Origin of the sequence: Brevundimonas sp. G8, from assembly GCF_902506205.1 — a bacterium.
Classification (GTDB): Bacteria; Pseudomonadota; Alphaproteobacteria; order Caulobacterales; family Caulobacteraceae; genus Brevundimonas.
Genome location: NZ_LR732816.1, coordinates 732,918 through 749,937 on the forward strand (window position 1 = coordinate 732,918; position 17,020 = coordinate 749,937).

Here is a 17,020-nt window from a genome sequence, read left to right on the forward strand (position 1 = left end):
GAAGGTGTTCGCCACTCCCACGGGCGCCGAGCTGAAACGCGCGGCCCTGCTGTCGCTGTTCACCACACTGGTCTGCCTGGCCTGGCCCGTCGCGGCCCTGGCGCAACAGGCGGCGCAGAGCGGTTCGGCGCTCAACATCGACCTGGGCACCGGCGCCGGCCTGACCCAGCGGGTGGTCCAGCTGGTCGGTCTGATGACCGTGCTGTCGCTGGCCCCGTCCATCGTCATCATGACCACCAGCTTCGTGCGGATCATTGTGGTCCTGTCGCTGCTGCGCACGGCGCTCGGCCTTCAGCAGTCGCCGCCGAACGCCGTCCTGGTGTCCCTGTCGCTATTCCTTTCCGCCATCGTCATGGCCCCGACCTGGCAGGACGCCTATGATTCGGGCATCCGTCCGCTGCTGGATCAGCAGATCGAACTGCCCCAGGCCTTCGATCAGGCGTCCGAACCTGTGAAAACCTTCATGCTGGCCCAGGTGGACCGCGGCGACCTCGCCCTGTTCACCCGCCTCAGCAAGATCGAGCCGCCCCAGAACGTTCAGGACCTGCCGCTGCGGGTGGTCACGCCGGCCTTCATGATCAGCGAGTTGAAGAAGGCGTTCGAAATCGGATTTCTCCTTTTCGTTCCGTTCCTTGTGATCGATCTGGTGGTGGCCAGCGTGCTGATGTCCATGGGTATGATGATGCTGCCTCCGGTAGTGGTCTCCCTACCGTTCAAGTTGATCTTCTTCGTGCTGGTGGACGGCTGGCGACTGGTCGCCGGAAGCCTGGTCGAGAGCTTCCAGCGGGCGTCCGGTACCGGATAATCCCCCGCCCCATATGGCTTTCCGCGTCATAGGCGCTTGCAAAGCTAATCAAAATCCGTGTTGATCCCCCGGTCCTCGCCCTGAATCGGGCGACTAACACTGGAAACGCTTCTTATGACCACTCAAGCCGAACTGATCGCCGCCGTCGCCAAAGACGCCGGTGTCTCGCAGGCCGACGCCGGCAAGGTGCTGACCGCCATCGTCGAAAACATCCACTCGACCCTGAAGTCGGGCGGCGACATCCGCATCTCGAACCTGGGCGTCTTCGACACCGCCGCCCGCGCCGAGCGCGAAGGCCGCAACCCGGCTACCGGCGCGACCATCAAGATCGCCGCCTCCAAGGCCGTGCGCTTCCGCGTCTCCAAGCCGCTGAAGGACGCCGTCAACGGCTAAGCCTTTTCGGTCCCGCCAGGCGGGATCGACGATGCAAGACGGGCGGGGGTCGCGATGCGATCTCCGCCCGTTTCAATTTCAGGCGGCGGCCTTGGCGTCGGCTTCTTTTCTGAACGCCTGTTTGGCGCTGTTGACCCAGCCGACGAAGGTGTCCGCCTGGCTGGACAGGTTGGCGAAGTCGCTGGCCCCCGCCACGCCCGACAGATTGTCGTCCAGGGCCACACGAAGCGCCGCTGCGGATCGCGCACCGGCGACGTAGGGCGCATAGCGCGCATTCAGTCGTTGCAGCGCCGCCCGGTCGCCGCTCAGCGAATAGCCCACGCCCGCCCGGATCAGCCAGCTTTCCTCGGCCGGCGTCAGCGCCCCCGCCGTCTTGTAGCGTTCGCCCAGCCGCGCCTCATAGACCGGCGCCGCATCGACCCATTTCTGCTGCTTCCAGAAGATGTCGGCCCGCACCTCGCGCGCCGGGTTCGACTGGTCACGGTCCAGCACCTCCTGCGCATGATCGAACCGGCCCAGGTCCATCAGGGCGCGGGCCTCCAGCGCCCGGCGCTCGCTGTTCATCGCATTGGGCAACAGGGTGGTGCGCGAGCCCCAGATGGCCTGCAACGCCTTCTCCGGCTGGCGATCCATCAGATAGACGGTGGCCAGGTTGGTGGCGACCTGGGCCTTGGCCACGCCGTCCAGACGCTCGTCCACCTGGTGTTTCAGCAGTTCGGCGGCCTGGTCCAGCAGGTCGACGTCGATCAGGCGGCGCGACAGGCGGCGCACCATCTCGTCCCCGTCGGCCCCGATGGGCGTCAGCTCGCGGAAATCATAGAACAGGGCCAGCGCCTGCACCGGCTGCAACCCGTCCGCCGCCCCTTCCAGGAACAGGGCGCGGAAGGCGTTGGATTGATCGGCCTGGACCTCGGCCGCGCCCGGCACGCCCGCCATCCGCTTGCCCGCCCCGCGCAGGGCGTCCAGCGCCTCGCGGTATCGTCCCTGTTGCAGATAGATGCCCGACAGCTTGCGCACGACCGCCATCTCGGTCGCATCCCCGCGCCAGCGCCATTTCAGCTGTTCCAGCTGCGCCGTCGCCTGATCCGGCGTGATCGCGCCCTTGTCCAGCTCCAGACTGATGGCGCCCAGTTTCGCCGGCGTCGCGATCCCGTCCAGCGGCGCGCGCGCCACGGCCTTGTAGACCGCCAGCGCCCGGTCCTTGTCGCCGTTCAGGTCGAACATCCGCGCCTGCACCAGCCGCGCCGTCAACTGATCGACGGCCGGCGCGTCCTGGCTGAACACATAGGCCAGCAACTGCTGGGCGGCAGGCAGGTCGTTCAACTGGATGGCCGCCATGGCGTGGGCCGCGCCGAACCGCGCGCGCCATTCCTTGGGGAAGCTGTCGATGACCGAGGCCCCGGCGGCGAAGTTCCTCCGCGCCCCCTCCCAGTCGCCCATCTCCGAGGCGATATAGCCCAGCCAAACCTTGGTCGCCGGATCGTTGGTCAGCGACGCGCCCGAGAAATCGACCTGGGCCTCTTCCAGCCGTCCGATGCCGACGCGCGCCACGCCGCGCAGGCCCCGCACTTCCGGCTCGCCCTGCAGATTGGGCGCCTTGGCGATCAGGGCGTTCAGCACGCCGATGGCCTCATAGTTCAGGCCCGACCCGACCAGGAACCGCGCCAGCGCCATCCGCGCCTCGATCGGTGCGCGGGGATTGTCGCTCGCCGCGATCGTCTCCAGCCCCGCCGCGTCCTGCAGCCGGCGATACCGATCCGAAAACCCCGCCTCGCCCGTCGTCGCCCAGGTCTCGTCGATCAGGGCCGGATAGGCCGCCCGCTTGGGCGCATCAGCCGCATGGTCGCCGGTCTCCAGCCCCGCCGTCGGCGCCGACAGCGCCAGCCCGTTGGGCCGGCTCAGCGTCACCAGATCGCCCGCCGCCTCGATCTTCAGATCGTCGGCCCCGGTCTCGACCGCCAGGCCTTGGGCCGTCGGGATCAAGGTCAGATCGACCGTGCGGCGTCCCCCCGCATACCCCTTGCCGGGCGCCAGCGCCGTCACCGCCGCGAATCGGTCCCCGACCAAGGGATCGGTCAGCCAGATCGTCTTGGTCGCCCCGGCCATCTGCGCGACCAGCACCGGCGCGCCGTCGTCGGATCGGCCGACATCGACCCCCTCGACCGCCGACTGGACCCCGCCGATGGTCACGGTCCAGGTTCCGCCCTGGCCCTGGGCCGAAACGCCCAGACCTTCCGGCGCCGCGATCCGCATGGCGGTATAGCCCGGCCCCGCCGCCCAGTGCGCGTCCTTGGCCGGCCCCAGGGCCTTGGCCCCGGTCATGTCCATGCGTGCGGCCGTGTCGAACACGATCCACACCGCATCGCCCCGACGGAAGACGGCGGCCCCCACGGGCGCGCCCCAGTCGAAGGTCAGGACGGTCTTCTGTTCGCTGGATTCGGCCCGCACCGGCACCACGGCCTTGGTGGTTTCAGGCTTGGCCGCATCCGCCCCCTGCGGCGCCTTGCCCGGCGCATAGAGGTTCAGCCACACCGCCCCGTCCGCGACGCCGGAACGGGCGTCCGCCCCCTCCTCCAGCGTCAGGATCAGGTCCGTGCCGCCCGCCCGCGCCATGCGGGTCTCGACCGACTTCACCCCGGCGGGCGGATCGACCCTCAGGCGCGACACGTCGGGCGCGGCGGTCGTGCCCATCCGCACCACCACCTTGTCGCCCTCGCGGCTGATGCGCGAGCGCACCCCGATGACGCCGCCGAATTCGACGCGGGTGAAGGTGTCGTTCTGGCCGATGCTGATCGACAGCGGGTCGCGCGACCGGCCGACTTCCTGGGCCAGCGGCGCCATGGGCGCAAACACGACGGCGCCCGCCGTGGCGGCGGCCACAGTCGTCTTCAGCATGCGCTTGGTCGGCGAGGCCCCGGACATATCTCCCGACCCATGCCCCACAAGGCCTTTAATCGCGGTTAACCGCCGTTCACCGTAGTTCTACGGATAACCGCCTTTCTTTCGTCGCCCGCTAGGACAACCGGTCCACGCGACAACGTCATCTCAAACGCCCATATTAGCCCCATGACCGACTATCCCCGCCTCAGCACCCTCAAGACCGGCCTGGCCTGTCGTTGCCCCCGCTGTGGCAAGGGTCCGCTGTTCAAGGGCTATCTGACGCTCCAGACCGACTGCCCCGAATGCGGCCTCAGCTACGCCTTCGCCGACCCGGCGGACGGCCCGGCCTTCTTCGTCATGTCGGCGGTGGGGATCATCGGCATGATCTTGCTGATGGTGTTCGACTTCACCGTTCACCCGCCGATCTGGGTCCATCTGGTGGTCACCCTGCCGATCCTGATCGCCATGTGCCTGGGCTGCCTGCGCCCCTTCAAGGCCTGGCTGGTCGCCGAACAATACATCCACAAGGCCGCCCCGCCGGAGTTCTCCTCGAACGGCAAGCACGGCCCCTTCTAGGGTTCGATCACCGTCAGCTCGGGCCAGCGCGCCCGTGCGTTCTCGACAGTCTTCGCCCACCCCCTGGCCAGCGGCCGGTTGGGATTGGGCCGGATCGTCATCGCGAACACGTCGTCCAGGCCGAACGGCGCGACGACGCTGATCGCATCGTCCGCCTCCAGCCGCACCCCGACTGCGAAGGTCGGCGCCACGAACCGCCCCAGGGCTTCGTCCGTCGATCCCAGCGCCTCATAGGGTTCGCCGAACCGATCCTGGAACCACAGATGCACCCGCGCCTGGTTGCGCACCTCGACCTGGCTGCGGAACGGCGCGTCGAAGGCGGCGGCGACGCGTTTGATGACGACGTCCTCGGCGTCGTAGGACAGGTCCGATCCGTCGAAATAGGCCAGGTCGTAGTCCTTGATTCCGTACCCCGCCGGCCGCCCCGTCCGCGCGTTCCACACCGCCTGATAGACCGCCCCCGACACCAGCCGCCAATCCGGCAGGTCCAGCGCCCGCACCGTCGTCAGCACATGCATCAGCCCGGCGTCGGAGCGGACGATGTCGGTCAGACGGTTGGTCAGCTCGGAAGAATCGCAGCGCATCGGCATCCCTTAGCCGCCGGAGCCGTTCAGGGAAAAACCAAAAATGGGAGATGCGGATGCCGATCTCAAAAGTCTACGCCAACTTGTCCTGCGCCGATCTCGGCGACAGCGCGACGTGGTTCGCCACGATCTTCGGCAGGCCCGCCGACCGTGCGCCGATGACTGGCCTTCAGGAATGGGACTGCGGTGATGGCGGTTTTCAACTTTTCCAGAAACCCGAAGACGCCGGTCGCGGAACCTTGACCTTGATGGTCGACGATCTCGAAGCGGAAAGGGCGCGCCTGGAAACGGCGGGTCTGTCCATGCCAGGGATCGAGACCGCCGACTACACGGACATCATGCGGCTGCGCGATCCGGACGGAAACCTGGTTGTTCTTGCACACCCCCATCCAGGTTGAGACAACCTATCCCCGCACCGGCCAACCGTGATCCAGCGGCCCGTGGCCACCGCCCAGGCCTGGCGCGCGGCGGATCGCCTCGCCGACATAGGCCCAGGCCTCCGCCACCGCGACCTCCAGCGGCCGTCCCAGCGCCAGCCCGGCCGCACAGGCACTCGCCAGGGTGCAGCCGGTGCCGTGGGTGTGGCGGGTGTCGATCCGTTCGGCCTCCAGCACCGTCTCGCCGTCGCCGGTCATCAACAGGTCGATCACCGTCGGCCCCGACACATGCCCGCCCTTCATCAGCACCGCCCGCGCGCCCATGCCCAGCAGGGCCTCGCCCGCGCGCCTCTGGCCGTCCAGATCATGGACCGAAAACCCCGTCAGGGCCTCGGCCTCTGGCGCATTGGGCGTCAGCAGGGCGGCGCGCGGGATCATCAGCGACTTCACCGCCTCGACCGCCGCATCGGGCAACAGCGGATGGCCGCCCTTGGCCACCATGACGGGATCGACCACGGCCGGGGCGTCGGCCTCGTCCAGCAGGGCCGCGACCGTCTCGACCACCTCGACCGAACCCAGCATGCCGGTCTTGAAGGCGTCGGTCCCGATGTCCTCCAGCACCGCCCGCGCCTGGGCGGCGATCAGATCCAGCGGCAACGGATAGACACCGTGAACCCCCAATGTGTTCTGCACCGTGATGGCCGTGATGGCGGTGGCGGCGAACCCGCCCATCATCGTCACGGCCTTGATGTCGGCCTGGATGCCCGCCCCGCCGCCCGAGTCGGACCCCGCCAGGATCAGCACCCGCCCCTGATAAAGCGCACTCATGCCGCCGCTCCCGAAAACAGTTTCAGCCCGACGATGCCCGCCACGATCAGCAGGATGCACACCGCCCGCACCGCCGTCGCCGGCTCGCCATAGACCAGGATGCCCACCACGGCCGCGCCCACCGCCCCGATGCCGGTCCACACCGCATAGGCCGTGCCGATCGGCAGCTTCTGCGTGGCGACCCACAACAGGACCATGCTGCCCGCCAGCGCGACCAGCACCCCCAGCGAGGTCCACGGCCGGCTGACGCCCACGTTCTTGAGACCCGAGGCCCACAGGACCTCCAGCAGACCGGCGACGACCAGCGTCGCCCACGGATTGATCGACATCACCCAGGACATGACGACCAAATGGAACAGGCCGCCGCCCCGATCAAGCCGAGAGCAAGCCGCGATCAGGCCCCGAGCGGCCCCTTGAAGATGAAGAAGGCGCCCAGGCCGATGAAGGCGAACCCGACCAGGTGGTTCACCGTCAGCTTCTCGCCCAGATACAGCACCGAGAACCCGGCGAAGACCAACAGGGTGATCACCTCCTGCATCGTCTTCAGCTCGGCCGGCGAATAGACGTGGATGCCGATGCGGTTGGCCGGCACCGCCAGCCAGTATTCGAAGAAGGCGATGCCCCAGCTGGCCATGACCAACAGCCACAGCGGCCTGTGCTCGAACTTCAGATGCCCGTACCAGGCGAAGGTCATGAAGACGTTCGACAGGGCCAGCATGACGATGGGGGCGATGTAGGAACCGAGGTTCATGGCGGCAGACCGAGGTTGTTGCTGTCGTCGCCTCTACACCGGCTGCGACCGTCCGTCGCGGGGCTTCAACCCGCCGCCATCACCGCAGCCTGAACCTTCAGCGCCTGCACCGTCTCGCGCACGTCGTGGACCCGCACCATCCGCGCCCCGCGCCGCGCCCCTTCCAGCGCAAGCGCCAGCGACCCGCCCAGCCGATCGGTCGCCTCGACCGCCGTCGGATCTATGGCCTGGATCGTGCGCTTGCGGCTGGCGGCGTACAGCACCGGGAACCCCAGATCGACCAGCGCGCCCAGGCCCGCCGTCAGCACCATATTGTGCGCCAGGGTCTTGCCGAAGCCGATGCCCGGATCCAGCCAGATCCGCTCGCGCGCCACCCCCGCCGCCATCGCCGCCTCGGCCCGCCCGCGCAAATAGTCCCGCACCTCCGCCACCACGTCGTCATATCGCGGGTCCGCCTGCATCGTGCGCGGCTCGCCCTTCATATGCATCATCACGACGTCGCATCCCAACTCGGCCGCGACGGCCAAACTGTCCAGCGCATGACCCAGCGCCGTCACGTCGTTCCACATCGTCGCCCCGGCCGCGACGGCGGCGCGGGCCACACCGGGCTTCATCGTGTCGACGCTGATCATCCCGCCCCACCGCGCGCGAACCGCAGCGATCACCGGCGCGACCCGGTCGATCTCCTCGGCCTCGCCCACCGGCTCGGCGCCCGGCCGCGTGCTCTCGCCGCCGATGTCCAGCACGTCCGCCCCTTCGGCGACCAACCGCATGGCCCGATCCACCGCGCCTTGCGTCGAGGCCCACCGCCCCCCGTCCGAGAAGCTGTCGGGCGTCACGTTGACGATCCCCATCACCTGCGACAAGGCGGCCGTCCGCGCGGTTTGACTTTCATGGGCCATGGGACCAGCCTCTAGCCGTGATCACTCAGCCCGTCAGCCAGGCTCGACGCCTTTCTTACGCAGGACGCCTCGTCGCAGGCGACTGACCCGGAACGGCCGCGCGCCCTTCGCCCCGTTCCGGGCATCGATCCACCCCTTGAAAACTTCCAACGCCCTGCGCCGTGGCATGACCGCGCGCGCGGCGTTCGCCATCCAGCGAAAGACCCGCCATGACCCCCGCCTCCGCCACATCCGCCCGTCCCGACATCTTCCTCAGCGACAACGACTTCGACGCCCTGTCCCGCCTCGTCGGCGACATGCCCGGCGAGGGCGTCGCCGGACTGCTGCAGCAAGAGCTTGAGCGCGCCATCGTCTGCGCGCCCGGCGACCGCCCCTCCGGCGCCGCGCCGCTGCACCGCTGGCTGCATTACATCGACAGCCGCTCGCCCGAGCCGCGCCGTATCCAGATCGTCCTGCCGCATCAGGCCGACATCGACGCCGGCAAGGTCTCGGTCCTGTCCCACGTCGGCGCAGGCCTGATCGGCCTGGTGGAAGGCCACACCATCGCCTGGACCGACCCCTCGGGCGCCGAGCGCAGCCTGACGCCGGTCATGGTCGAAGACCCCGAGGACCTGTCTCAGGACTGACGCCGGTCAGGGACGCTTCTGCGGATGGGGCGTCTCACCCCGTTTCAGCATCTCGACCAGGCGCGCGATGGCCTTGGCGCGCCCGGCCGGGGTCTTGGGCGCTTGGGTGCGATAGATCAGGGCGAACCGGTTCTGGGCCGTCAGGATGTCGAACGTCGCCCGCGCCTGCGGCTGCGCGTCGATGGCCGCCATCAGGTCGTCGGGCGCGGCGGCGTCCTTGACCCGATGGGCGGCGTCCCAGCGTCCGTCCGCCCTGGCCGCCTCGACGTGCTTCAGTCCGTGTTCGGTCATCCGCCCCTCGTCGATCAGACGGGCCACATTGGCGACGTTGATCTGGCTCCAGACGCTCTTCTTGCCGCGCGGCGAGACGCGCTGCAAAAAGCTGACCTCGTCCAGGCTCTTGCGCACCCCGTCGATCCAGCCCCAACAAAGGATCACGTCCACCGCCTCGGCCCAGGTGATCGAGGCCACGCCCGACTTCACCTTGTAGATACGGATCCACAGCTCCGTCTCACGGTCATGGTTCTGGCCCAGCCAGGCGTGAAAGCCGTCCTTGTCCGCGAACGCCCGCACCTTCGCCGGATCCACCACCATGGGCGCCATTCGTCCTCCCTCTCACGTTCGGCATCAGCTCGCTTCGCAGACCGATCTGACGCAAAGCGGGTCGCAGGCAAAGAAAAACCCGCCGGGAGATCGCTCTCCCGGCGGGCCTCTTCATTTCAACCTGAACCTCGGTTCAGTGAACCGTCGGCACGCTGGTCGCGGCCGGCGCGGCGACCGGGACCTCGATGTCGGTTCCGTCCGACACCGGCGTCACCGGCACCGAGACCGAAGGCCCGGCATTGGGGAAGTTGTTCTCGTCGCGGTTCGGCGCGACGCCCTTCTCCAGCAGGTCCTTGATCTCCTCGCCCGACAGCGTCTCGTATTCCAACAGGGCCTGCGACAGCTTCTCGTGGTGATCGGCCTTGGTGGTCAGGATGGTGCGCGCCTCGTCCCAGCCCGAGGCGACCAGGCGACGCACTTCCTCGTCGATGGTGCGGGCCGTCTCTTCCGAAACGTTCTGGCTGCGGGCGACCGAGTGACCCAGGAAGACCTCTTCCTGGTTCTCGCCGTAGGCTACCGTGCCCAGCTTCTCGGAGAAGCCCCAGCGGGTGACCATGGCGCGGGCCAGTTTGGTCGCCTGTTCGATGTCCGACGACGCGCCCGAGGTGATGTTCTCCTTGCCGAAGATCAGCTCCTCGGCCACGCGCCCGCCGGCCATGATGGCGATCCGGTCGATCATCTGCTGGTATTTCATCGAATAGCGGTCGCCTTCCGGCAACTGCATCACCATGCCCAGGGCGCGACCGCGCGGAACGATGGTCGCCTTGTGCACAGGGTCGGCCATCTTGACGTTCATGGCGACGATGGCGTGACCGGCCTCGTGATAGGCGGTCAGGCGCTTTTCTTCCTCGTTCATGGCCATGGAACGACGCTCGGCGCCCATCAGCACCTTGTCCTTGGCGTCCTCGAAGTCGCGCTGGGTAACCATGCGACGGTCCTTGCGGGCCGCCGTCAGAGCCGCCTCGTTGACCAGGTTGGCCAGGTCGGCGCCCGAGAAGCCGGGCGTGCCGCGCGCGATGGTCTTGGTGTTGACGTCGGCGGCCAAAGGCACGTCCTTCATGTGGACGCGCAGGATGCGTTCGCGACCCGAGACGTCGGGGTTCGGCACCACCACCTGGCGGTCGAAACGACCGGGACGCAGCAGGGCCGGATCCAGCACGTCGGGACGGTTGGTGGCGGCGATCAGGATGATGTTCTCGGACGCCTCGAAGCCGTCCATCTCGACCAGCAGCTGGTTCAGCGTCTGTTCGCGCTCATCATTGCCGCCGCCCAGGCCGGCGCCGCGATGGCGACCGACGGCGTCGATCTCATCGATGAAGATGATGCACGGCGCATTCTTCTTGGCCTGTTCGAACATGTCGCGCACGCGGCTGGCGCCGACGCCCACGAACATCTCGACGAAGTCCGAACCCGAGATCGAGAAGAAGGGCACGCCCGCCTCGCCTGCGACCGCACGGGCCAGCAGCGTCTTGCCGGTGCCGGGAGGGCCGACCAGCAGCGCGCCTTTGGGGATTTTGCCGCCCAGGCGCTGGAACTTGCCCGGATCCTTCAGGAAGTCGACGACTTCCTGAAGTTCGTCCTTGGCCTCGTCCACGCCGGCGACGTCGTCGAAGGTCTTGCGACCCTTGTGCTCGGTCAGCAGCTTGGCCTTGGACTTGCCGAAGCCCATGGCGCCCTTCGCCCCGCCCTGCATCTGGCGCATGAAGAAGATCCACACCCCGATCAGCAGCGCGATCGGCAGGATGCCCAGCAGCAGGCTCATCCAGATCGACTGGCCGCCCGACTTGGCGTCGATCTCGACGTTGGCCGCCAGCATCTGGGCCACCAGCTGCTCGTTGGGATAGACGGTGGTGGAGGTGAAGCGTTCGCCGCTCTTCAGTTCGCCGGTCACCTTGTCCAGGCGGATGGTGACCTGCTTGACGTCGCCGGCGTTCACCCGCTGCACCAATGTGGAATAGCTCATCACTTCGGGTTTGCCGCCGGCCGGCTGGCCCGCCACGCCGTTCATGGCCCCGCCCTGGGACAGGGCAGCATAGCCCGCCAGAAGCGCCAGGATGATCACGCCGGTGATCGCCAGATTACGCAGGTTCATTGAGGTCCTCGGTCGTCCGCGAACCCGGATGGGTCGACGGTCTGGATGTGTCTGTCTGGGAAAATAGGAGCTTAATCAGCGTTACGCTATCGGGTGGCGGAAATCAGGTCGTCTTCGTGCGTCGTTTCGTCCAGCGCCAGCCTGAGCCGTTCCGCGACAAGCGCGCGCCGTTCGACCCCTTCGCCTGCAAGAACCGGCGCCAGAGCCCCGTCCCTGATCAACACAGGCCAGGCCCCGCGCGTCGCCGCCGGCAGGCGATTTATCTCGGTTCGGTCGGCATCCGACAGGCCCGCCAACCGCCCCCACGCCGCCACGACCGACCAGCCCGCCTGCTCGGTAAAAAAGGCGAACCGCCCGTCCCACACCGCCTCGACGCCGGGCGTCAGCACCAGCGGCGCTGTCCCCCGCCGCCCCAGTTCGCCAGCCTCGCGCATGACCCGCACCGCGTCGCCGGCCGCCTCGATCCGCGCGCCGCACAGGGTCGCGGCGAAATCCTCGCCCGCTTTCAGCCGCGCCGTCAGAGCCTGCAACCGCGCCCCACGCGGCGGCGTCGCCCCGCCGCCGACGCAGACCAGGGCCGCCGCCAGCGCCCGCGCCCCGATGTCGCGGGCCACGCTTGCCATCGCCTCGCCGTCCATCGCCGGACGCCCGCCCGCGCCGACCCGCACCGCATCCGGTGCCTCTGGAACCGCCCCCGCCAGCGCCTGCCGCGCACGGCTGCGGCCGAACCTGGGATCGGCGTTGGCGGGATCCTCGATCCAGTCCGCCCCCTGCCCGGCCAGCCAAGCCCGCAAAACCGCCCGCCGCTCGCCCAGCAGGGGCCGCAACAGCATCAGCCCGCGCCCCTGCGGCCAGGCCGGCGACGGCGACCATTCGCGCACCCGCCCCAGTGTCGAGCCTTCGCTTCGCATCAGATCGGCCTCGGCGATGTCGTCGGCGGTATGGGCGAACAGGATGACCCGCGCCCCCGCCTCGCGCGCCGCGTCCGCGATCAGCGCATGCCGCGCCGCCCGCGCCGCCGCCGTCAGACCGGTCTTCGGCTTGTCCCCATCCCAGCTCAGCCCACGCCAGTCCGCGCCCGCCGCCCGCGCGGCCTCGCCCGCGAAGGCCGTCCATCCGCCGCTGTCGGGGTTCAAACGGTGATCCACCGTCAGCGCTAGCATCGACCGTCCGCGCGCACGCGCCCAATCGGTCGCCAGTCGCAACAGGGCGACGGAATCCCCGCCTCCCGACAGGGCCAGCGCCACCGGCCGCCCCGTCTCTCGCGTCAGTCGCAAATCCAGCCGCGCGAACGCTCGCGCCGTCAGATCATCGTCGGGCGTCAGGCGCACCCGCCCGTGGTCTTCAACTGGGCCGCCCGCGCCTTCTGCGGGTCAGAGGCGGCGGGCGCATAGCGGCGCGTGAACTCGCCCAGGGCGGCGCAGCCCTGCGGCTTCCTCTGTGTCGCGAACAGGGCGTCGGCCAGTTTCAGCGTCGTATCCGCCGCCCAGCCGATGCGCGGCCAGTCCTTCAGCGCGGCGGCGTAATAGGGCACCGCCCCCGCCTTGTCGTTGGCCGCGACCCGCAGGTCGCCCAGGCGCGAGTTCGCCTCGCGCGACTGCGGCGTATCGGGCCAGGCCGCGATCACCGTCTCCAGCGCCCGCTCGCCGCGCGGACGGTCGCTGGACAACAGCGCCACAGCCGCCGCCAGATCCCGCGTCGCATCCCCGGTCGGCGAGGTCGCCTCGATCGGCGCATTCAGCTCGGCCGCCGTCTCCAGCTTCTGCAGACGGGTCTCGGCGTCTATCAGGCGGGTTTTCAGGGCCTGGTTATCGCGCGTGGCCTCGTCCAGTTGGAACGTCAGCCGCTCGTTGTCGCCGTTGATCCGGCGCACCGTGGCCTCCAGGTCGCCCAGCCGACGATCCATCAGGGCGAACTGCCCTTGCAGGGTCACCACCTCGGGGTCCGGCTCGACCAGAACGGGCTGACCGGCGGCGTTCCTCTGGGTCAAAGCACGTTCCAGCCGGCGCACATTGCGGTCCAGCTGGTCCAGGCGGCGATTGTCCCACTCGGTCCGCTCCATGATGTTGGGCTGGGCCTGTTGCGCGACGGCGCCGCCGCCGATCAGGACTACCCCGAGGGCGGCGGCGGCGAGAAGGTGAACACGAGAGATCGAGAGCTTGGTCATACTTCTAGCTTTCACCGATTTGGGGCCGCCGCAAGGCCGAGCTAATGCCCCAGGCCCAGATAGACGATGGCCGTGACGAACAGGCCCACCACGATGTTGCAGAACATCAACAACGCCGTCGTCCGCCACAGCGCCGAGAACCAGGACAGCGAATAGGCGCCCTTCATCTGGGCGAACATATGCACCGGCACGGCCAGCACCCCAAGCGCGATGACGATCTGACCCAGCCACCCCGCCAGCGTCGCCGACAGCACCATCAACATCAGCAGCATGGCCATGAAGGTCAGCGAATACAGGACATAGACCCCGTGATCGTACAGGGTGAACCCGCGCTTCCACAGGAACAGCAGGGCCACGAACGGGATCGACAGCGGCACCAGCAGGAAGGCGAACTTGTACATTGTCTGCTGCAACTTGTAGAGCGCCAGGTCCGGGTTCTGCAGCTTCTTCAGCACCGTAGCGCCCACACCGTGGCCTTCCTTGTTCGCGTCCTGGCCCATGACCCTCAACTTGGTCTCACCGCTATCGCCGGTCGCCATGTCCTTGATGCTGGCCTGCCAGCTTCCGGGCTTCAGCCCATCGGCGCGGCCATTACGCTCTTCGGCCTCCAGCCGCGTCAGCGCCTCGCGCCGATCCTCGACCAGTTTCTGACCGGCGTTCAGCGCCATCTGCGTCGCTCCATCGGGCTGAGCGCCGCTGTCGGCGCGCACCTGGGCCAGGGCCGTTTCGGCCTCCGTCAGGTTTTCGCGCTGAGCGGCGATCCGCTGCTGCATGTCCGCCCCCTCGCCGGTCTTGGATTCCGGGTGCGGCATGAAGCTGAGCGCGAAGAACATCACGAACAGGGTGAACAGGAAGATCGCCAGCGGCGAGACATAGCGCGACCGCTTGCCCTCGACCCATTCGCGCGTCAGCCGGCCGGGGTTCAGCCACAGCAGCGGCAGGGTGCGCCAGATGCGGGCGTCGAAATGCATGACCCCGTGCAACAGCTCTTCGCCCAGGTGCAGCAGGGTGCGGTGGACATGGGTCGGCTGGCCGCAGTTGGCGCAGAAATTGCCGCTGGTCGGGGCGCCACAGTCGGAACAGACGCCGTGGGCGTGGACCTCGCCCGCCTTGCCCGTCGGCTTCTCGATCGCGCCTGCGACCAGGCCGCCCGTGACGACGCCGCCCGCCCCTTCGATATCCATATGGTCATCCCCCAACGCCAAGCGGTGTTCTTGCCGCCCGTCCGTCCTCAGGACAAGCGCCGAAACGAAAAGAGGCGCCGGCCTGCGCCGACGCCTCTCTCGATATCAGCCGTTCAGCCGGTGTTTAGCGCGGTGCGCCCGACACGATGGCGGTGTGGGCGTTGCGGTTGCGCGCGAACGAATCCTCGCTCGACCCTTCCGCGATCGGCCGCTCCTTGCCGAAGCTGATGGTGTCGATCCGGCCCGCCGGAATGCCGCGGTTGATCAGATAGGTGCGAACCGATTCAGCGCGGCGGGCGCCGAGCGCGAGGTTGTATTCGCGCGTGCCGCGTTCGTCGGCATTGCCTTCGATGCGGATCGTCACCGACGGATAGCGTTGCAGCCACTGCGCCTGGGCGTCCAAGCGCGGCATGGCCTCGGGACGGACCTCATAGGAATCGAGGTCGAAATAGATGCGGTCGCCGACGTTGACGACGAAGTCCTGTTCGGTGCCCGGCGCGGCCGAGCCCATGTTCCCGCCGGTGACGGGGCCGGTCGGGGCGGTCGGATAGGCCGGACCCGTCGGTTGCGTCGTGCCGTCGTTGGGACCGGGCACGCCGGTCTCGACGGGGGGCTTGCGGGTGCAGGCGGCCATGGCGGCGACGGCGCAGCCCACCATCGCCAGCTTCAGAATGCGGGAAGTCTTCATGGGGTCGTCTCCTGACGGTGTTTCTTATGCGAGGCGGCGGTCCTCAAGCTTGGCGTTACTGTCTGCCTTGGGCGATTTTTCGGCGCCAGAGGCGATAACGCACAGTTGAGCTTTAAGGCTCCGACGTGATCGGGATGGGGCGGCTCAGGCCGGGCAGCTTTCGGCGCCCTGGCCGAACCCGAGATTGGTCGGCGGGCGGTCCAGCAGCGGCGACCAGGCGGGGTCAGTGCCGCGCCCGTTATAGCCAGCCTGCGACACCACCCGACCCGACAGGTCCACGGTCCACAGACGGGTATCGCCGCCGCGCGTCTGGCGCGCGAACATCACGTATCGACCGTTCGGCGCCCAGTTCGGGCCTTCCTCGAAATAGCTGGACGACAGGATGCGCTCGCCCGAACCGTCGGCGTTCATCACGCCGGTCGAGAACTGGCCGCCACCCTGTTTGGTGAAGGCGATCAGATTGCCGGTCGGGCTCCACGACGGCGCCGTATACAGGCCGCCCCCGCGCGAGATCGGCCGCTGGCCCGATCCGTCCGCGCGCATGACATACAGGCGCGCCGACCCCGAACGGTCCGAGGTGAAGACGATCTGGCTGCCGTCCGGGCTGAACGAGGGCGAGGTGTCGATGCCTGGATCGTTGGTCAGGCGCGTGATCTGACGGCTTCTCAGGTCCATCACATAGACGTCGGTATTGCCGCCCCGGATGATCGAAAACGCGATCTTGTTGCCGTCGTTGGAGAAGCGCGGCGCCAGCACCTGACCGTCGAACTCGCCCAGGCTCTCGCGCCGGCCAGTCGTCAGATTGTACAGGTAGATGCGGCTGTAATCCTTGCCCAGCGCCACATAGGTGATCTCGTCCGGCTGCGACAAGGAAAAGCGCGGCGACATGATCACCTCGTCGCCCTGCGTCAGATAGGTCGGGTTGAACCCGTCCTGATCGGCGATGGTCAGGCGGTTGATCCGGTTCAGCTGCGTGCCCTCTTCGGACACGAAGATCACACGGGAATCGAAGAAGCCGCTCTCGCCCGTCATCCGCTGATAGATGACGTCGGAAATCTTGTGCGCGATCCGGCGCCATTGTTCCTGGGTCGCGGTGAACTGATAGCTGACCAGCTGGCACTGGCGATACGGATCATACAGGCGGAAACCCACGTCCAGCCGCCCGTCGCCCCGCGTCGTCACCCCGCCGTACAGCACCGCCTGCGCCCCGATCTGGGTCCACTGCGGAAAGTTCGGCGCATTGGCCAGCGTCAGGCCGGTCTCGATGAAGCTGGACGGATTCAACGGCTCGAAGAACCCCGACCGTTTCAGATTGCTGCTGACCACGCTGGAAATGTCCGACCCGTGCGTCCCCGCAAACGGCACGACCGCGATCTGAAGCGGCCGCAGCACGCCCTGATCGACCACGACATCCTGGGTCTGGCCCGAGGCGGCAGGCATCGCCGCCTGCGCCTGGACGGAGCTTTGCACCAGAGCGCCGGCCGTCACGATGACGGCGGCGGAGGCCATAAGAAGGTTCAGTCGCATGCTTGTTTCCCTCGGTAGTCCAGAGACACGTTCGACC

Annotated in this window: 18 protein-coding genes; 5 read left to right on the plus strand and 13 right to left on the minus strand. The window is 68.1% G+C overall.

Translation table 11 applies throughout. From position 1 onward, the window contains the following. The first annotated feature begins 4 nt into the window (after nt 1-4). Nucleotides 5-805, plus strand: a complete 801-nt coding sequence (gene fliP, locus CHRYSEO8AT_RS03595) for a flagellar type III secretion system pore protein FliP (RefSeq protein ID WP_159846362.1) — start codon at nt 5-7, stop codon at nt 803-805. 114 nt (nt 806-919) lie between these two features. After that, nucleotides 920-1,198 carry an HU family DNA-binding protein gene (locus tag CHRYSEO8AT_RS03600; RefSeq protein ID WP_087120554.1) on the plus strand — a complete coding sequence of 93 codons (279 nt, stop codon included), beginning with the start codon at nt 920-922 and terminating at the stop codon, nt 1,196-1,198. Between the two features lie 78 nt (nt 1,199-1,276). Here the strand turns inward: CHRYSEO8AT_RS03600 and CHRYSEO8AT_RS03605 are convergent, their stop codons facing one another. Beyond that, a complete protein-coding gene (locus CHRYSEO8AT_RS03605) occupies nt 1,277-4,120 on the minus strand; it encodes a lipopolysaccharide assembly protein LapB (protein WP_159846365.1) in 2,844 nt (947 codons plus the stop codon). Nucleotides 4,121-4,264: 144 nt separating this feature from the next. On the opposite strand from CHRYSEO8AT_RS03605, the gene CHRYSEO8AT_RS03610 reads away from it, so the two are divergent. Beyond that, nucleotides 4,265-4,654, plus strand: a complete 390-nt coding sequence (locus tag CHRYSEO8AT_RS03610; RefSeq protein ID WP_159846369.1) for a DUF983 domain-containing protein — start codon at nt 4,265-4,267, stop codon at nt 4,652-4,654. On the opposite strand, the gene CHRYSEO8AT_RS03615 is transcribed toward CHRYSEO8AT_RS03610, so the two are convergent. Then, complete coding sequence (locus tag CHRYSEO8AT_RS03615) at nt 4,651-5,238, minus strand: nucleotidyltransferase family protein (RefSeq protein WP_159846372.1); 588 nt, start codon at nt 5,236-5,238, stop codon at nt 4,651-4,653. The genes CHRYSEO8AT_RS03610 and CHRYSEO8AT_RS03615 overlap by 4 nt on opposite strands. 56 nt (nt 5,239-5,294) lie before the next feature. Between CHRYSEO8AT_RS03615 and CHRYSEO8AT_RS03620 the strand changes: the two genes are divergently transcribed. Continuing rightward, nucleotides 5,295-5,636 carry a VOC family protein gene (locus CHRYSEO8AT_RS03620; RefSeq protein ID WP_159846375.1) on the plus strand — a complete coding sequence of 114 codons (342 nt, stop codon included), beginning with the start codon at nt 5,295-5,297 and terminating at the stop codon, nt 5,634-5,636. 6 nt (nt 5,637-5,642) lie between these two features. Here CHRYSEO8AT_RS03620 and thiD read toward each other — a convergent pair whose 3' ends face one another. The 4 genes from thiD to folP all read right to left on the minus strand — a co-directional run bounded on the left by thiD (nt 5,643) and on the right by folP (nt 8,096). Further along, nucleotides 5,643-6,443, minus strand: coding sequence for a bifunctional hydroxymethylpyrimidine kinase/phosphomethylpyrimidine kinase (gene thiD / locus CHRYSEO8AT_RS03625; protein WP_159846378.1), 801 nt, complete (start codon nt 6,441-6,443; stop codon nt 5,643-5,645). Beyond that, the gene (locus tag CHRYSEO8AT_RS03630; protein WP_159846381.1) at nt 6,440-6,784 is read right to left on the minus strand and encodes a multidrug efflux SMR transporter; all 345 of its coding nucleotides are present in this window, start codon (nt 6,782-6,784) and stop codon (nt 6,440-6,442) included. Before CHRYSEO8AT_RS03630 ends, thiD begins: the two co-directional genes overlap by 4 nt. Nucleotides 6,785-6,837: 53 nt before the next feature. Next, nucleotides 6,838-7,194, minus strand: coding sequence for a DMT family protein (locus tag CHRYSEO8AT_RS03635; RefSeq protein ID WP_159846384.1), 357 nt, complete (start codon nt 7,192-7,194; stop codon nt 6,838-6,840). Nucleotides 7,195-7,259: 65 nt separating this feature from the next. Continuing rightward, the gene (folP, locus tag CHRYSEO8AT_RS03640) at nt 7,260-8,096 is read right to left on the minus strand and encodes a dihydropteroate synthase (protein WP_159846387.1); all 837 of its coding nucleotides are present in this window, start codon (nt 8,094-8,096) and stop codon (nt 7,260-7,262) included. A 209-nt stretch (nt 8,097-8,305) separates the two neighbouring features. Here folP and CHRYSEO8AT_RS03645 point away from each other — a divergent pair, with 209 nt between their 5' ends. Beyond that, nucleotides 8,306-8,722: a GreA/GreB family elongation factor gene (locus CHRYSEO8AT_RS03645; RefSeq protein WP_159846390.1), complete on the plus strand. Its 417-nt coding sequence runs from the start codon at nt 8,306-8,308 to the stop codon at nt 8,720-8,722. Between the two features lie 6 nt (nt 8,723-8,728). Here CHRYSEO8AT_RS03645 and CHRYSEO8AT_RS03650 read toward each other — a convergent pair whose 3' ends face one another. The 7 genes from CHRYSEO8AT_RS03650 to tolB form a co-directional block, all read right to left on the minus strand. Further along, entirely contained in the window at nt 8,729-9,325 is a 597-nt protein-coding gene (locus tag CHRYSEO8AT_RS03650; RefSeq protein ID WP_159846393.1) for a YdeI family protein, read from the minus strand. A gap of 133 nt (nt 9,326-9,458) precedes the next feature. Further along, the gene (gene ftsH / locus CHRYSEO8AT_RS03655) at nt 9,459-11,417 is read right to left on the minus strand and encodes an ATP-dependent zinc metalloprotease FtsH (RefSeq protein ID WP_159846396.1); all 1,959 of its coding nucleotides are present in this window, start codon (nt 11,415-11,417) and stop codon (nt 9,459-9,461) included. 86 nt (nt 11,418-11,503) lie between these two features. After that, nucleotides 11,504-12,748: a tRNA lysidine(34) synthetase TilS gene (gene tilS, locus CHRYSEO8AT_RS03660; RefSeq protein ID WP_201304349.1), complete on the minus strand. Its 1,245-nt coding sequence runs from the start codon at nt 12,746-12,748 to the stop codon at nt 11,504-11,506. Next, nucleotides 12,739-13,584: a tol-pal system YbgF family protein gene (locus CHRYSEO8AT_RS03665; RefSeq protein ID WP_159846399.1), complete on the minus strand. Its 846-nt coding sequence runs from the start codon at nt 13,582-13,584 to the stop codon at nt 12,739-12,741. Before CHRYSEO8AT_RS03665 ends, tilS begins: the two co-directional genes overlap by 10 nt. 41 nt (nt 13,585-13,625) lie before the next feature. Further along, nucleotides 13,626-14,768: a DUF3667 domain-containing protein gene (locus CHRYSEO8AT_RS03670; RefSeq protein ID WP_159846402.1), complete on the minus strand. Its 1,143-nt coding sequence runs from the start codon at nt 14,766-14,768 to the stop codon at nt 13,626-13,628. A gap of 124 nt (nt 14,769-14,892) precedes the next feature. After that, the gene (pal, locus tag CHRYSEO8AT_RS03675; protein ID WP_159846405.1) at nt 14,893-15,456 is read right to left on the minus strand and encodes a peptidoglycan-associated lipoprotein Pal; all 564 of its coding nucleotides are present in this window, start codon (nt 15,454-15,456) and stop codon (nt 14,893-14,895) included. 144 nt (nt 15,457-15,600) lie between these two features. Beyond that, a complete protein-coding gene (gene tolB, locus CHRYSEO8AT_RS03680; protein ID WP_159846408.1) occupies nt 15,601-16,983 on the minus strand; it encodes a Tol-Pal system beta propeller repeat protein TolB in 1,383 nt (460 codons plus the stop codon). Between the last annotated feature and the right edge of the window lie 37 nt (nt 16,984-17,020).

What these genes read in the sequence shown, in the direction of transcription:
- CHRYSEO8AT_RS03650 (WP_159846393.1), bottom strand. Translation starts at nt 9,325, where the DNA reads ATGGCGCCCATGGTGGTGGATCCGGCGAAGGTGCGGGCGTTCGCGGAC.
- ftsH (WP_159846396.1), bottom strand. Translation starts at nt 11,417, where the DNA reads ATGAACCTGCGTAATCTGGCGATCACCGGCGTGATCATCCTGGCGCTT.
- CHRYSEO8AT_RS03620 (WP_159846375.1), top strand. Translation starts at nt 5,295, where the DNA reads ATGCCGATCTCAAAAGTCTACGCCAACTTGTCCTGCGCCGATCTCGGC.
- CHRYSEO8AT_RS03670 (WP_159846402.1), bottom strand. Translation starts at nt 14,768, where the DNA reads ATGGATATCGAAGGGGCGGGCGGCGTCGTCACGGGCGGCCTGGTCGCA.
- folP (WP_159846387.1), bottom strand. Translation starts at nt 8,096, where the DNA reads ATGGCCCATGAAAGTCAAACCGCGCGGACGGCCGCCTTGTCGCAGGTG.
- CHRYSEO8AT_RS03615 (WP_159846372.1), bottom strand. Translation starts at nt 5,238, where the DNA reads ATGCGCTGCGATTCTTCCGAGCTGACCAACCGTCTGACCGACATCGTC.
- pal (WP_159846405.1), bottom strand. Translation starts at nt 15,456, where the DNA reads ATGAAGACTTCCCGCATTCTGAAGCTGGCGATGGTGGGCTGCGCCGTC.
- CHRYSEO8AT_RS03635 (WP_159846384.1), bottom strand. Translation starts at nt 7,194, where the DNA reads ATGAACCTCGGTTCCTACATCGCCCCCATCGTCATGCTGGCCCTGTCG.
- tolB (WP_159846408.1), bottom strand. Translation starts at nt 16,983, where the DNA reads ATGCGACTGAACCTTCTTATGGCCTCCGCCGCCGTCATCGTGACGGCC.
- thiD (WP_159846378.1), bottom strand. Translation starts at nt 6,443, where the DNA reads ATGAGTGCGCTTTATCAGGGGCGGGTGCTGATCCTGGCGGGGTCCGAC.
- CHRYSEO8AT_RS03630 (WP_159846381.1), bottom strand. Translation starts at nt 6,784, where the DNA reads ATGTCCTGGGTGATGTCGATCAATCCGTGGGCGACGCTGGTCGTCGCC.
- CHRYSEO8AT_RS03610 (WP_159846369.1), top strand. Translation starts at nt 4,265, where the DNA reads ATGACCGACTATCCCCGCCTCAGCACCCTCAAGACCGGCCTGGCCTGT.
- CHRYSEO8AT_RS03605 (WP_159846365.1), bottom strand. Translation starts at nt 4,120, where the DNA reads ATGTCCGGGGCCTCGCCGACCAAGCGCATGCTGAAGACGACTGTGGCC.
- CHRYSEO8AT_RS03600 (WP_087120554.1), top strand. Translation starts at nt 920, where the DNA reads ATGACCACTCAAGCCGAACTGATCGCCGCCGTCGCCAAAGACGCCGGT.
- CHRYSEO8AT_RS03645 (WP_159846390.1), top strand. Translation starts at nt 8,306, where the DNA reads ATGACCCCCGCCTCCGCCACATCCGCCCGTCCCGACATCTTCCTCAGC.
- CHRYSEO8AT_RS03665 (WP_159846399.1), bottom strand. Translation starts at nt 13,584, where the DNA reads ATGACCAAGCTCTCGATCTCTCGTGTTCACCTTCTCGCCGCCGCCGCC.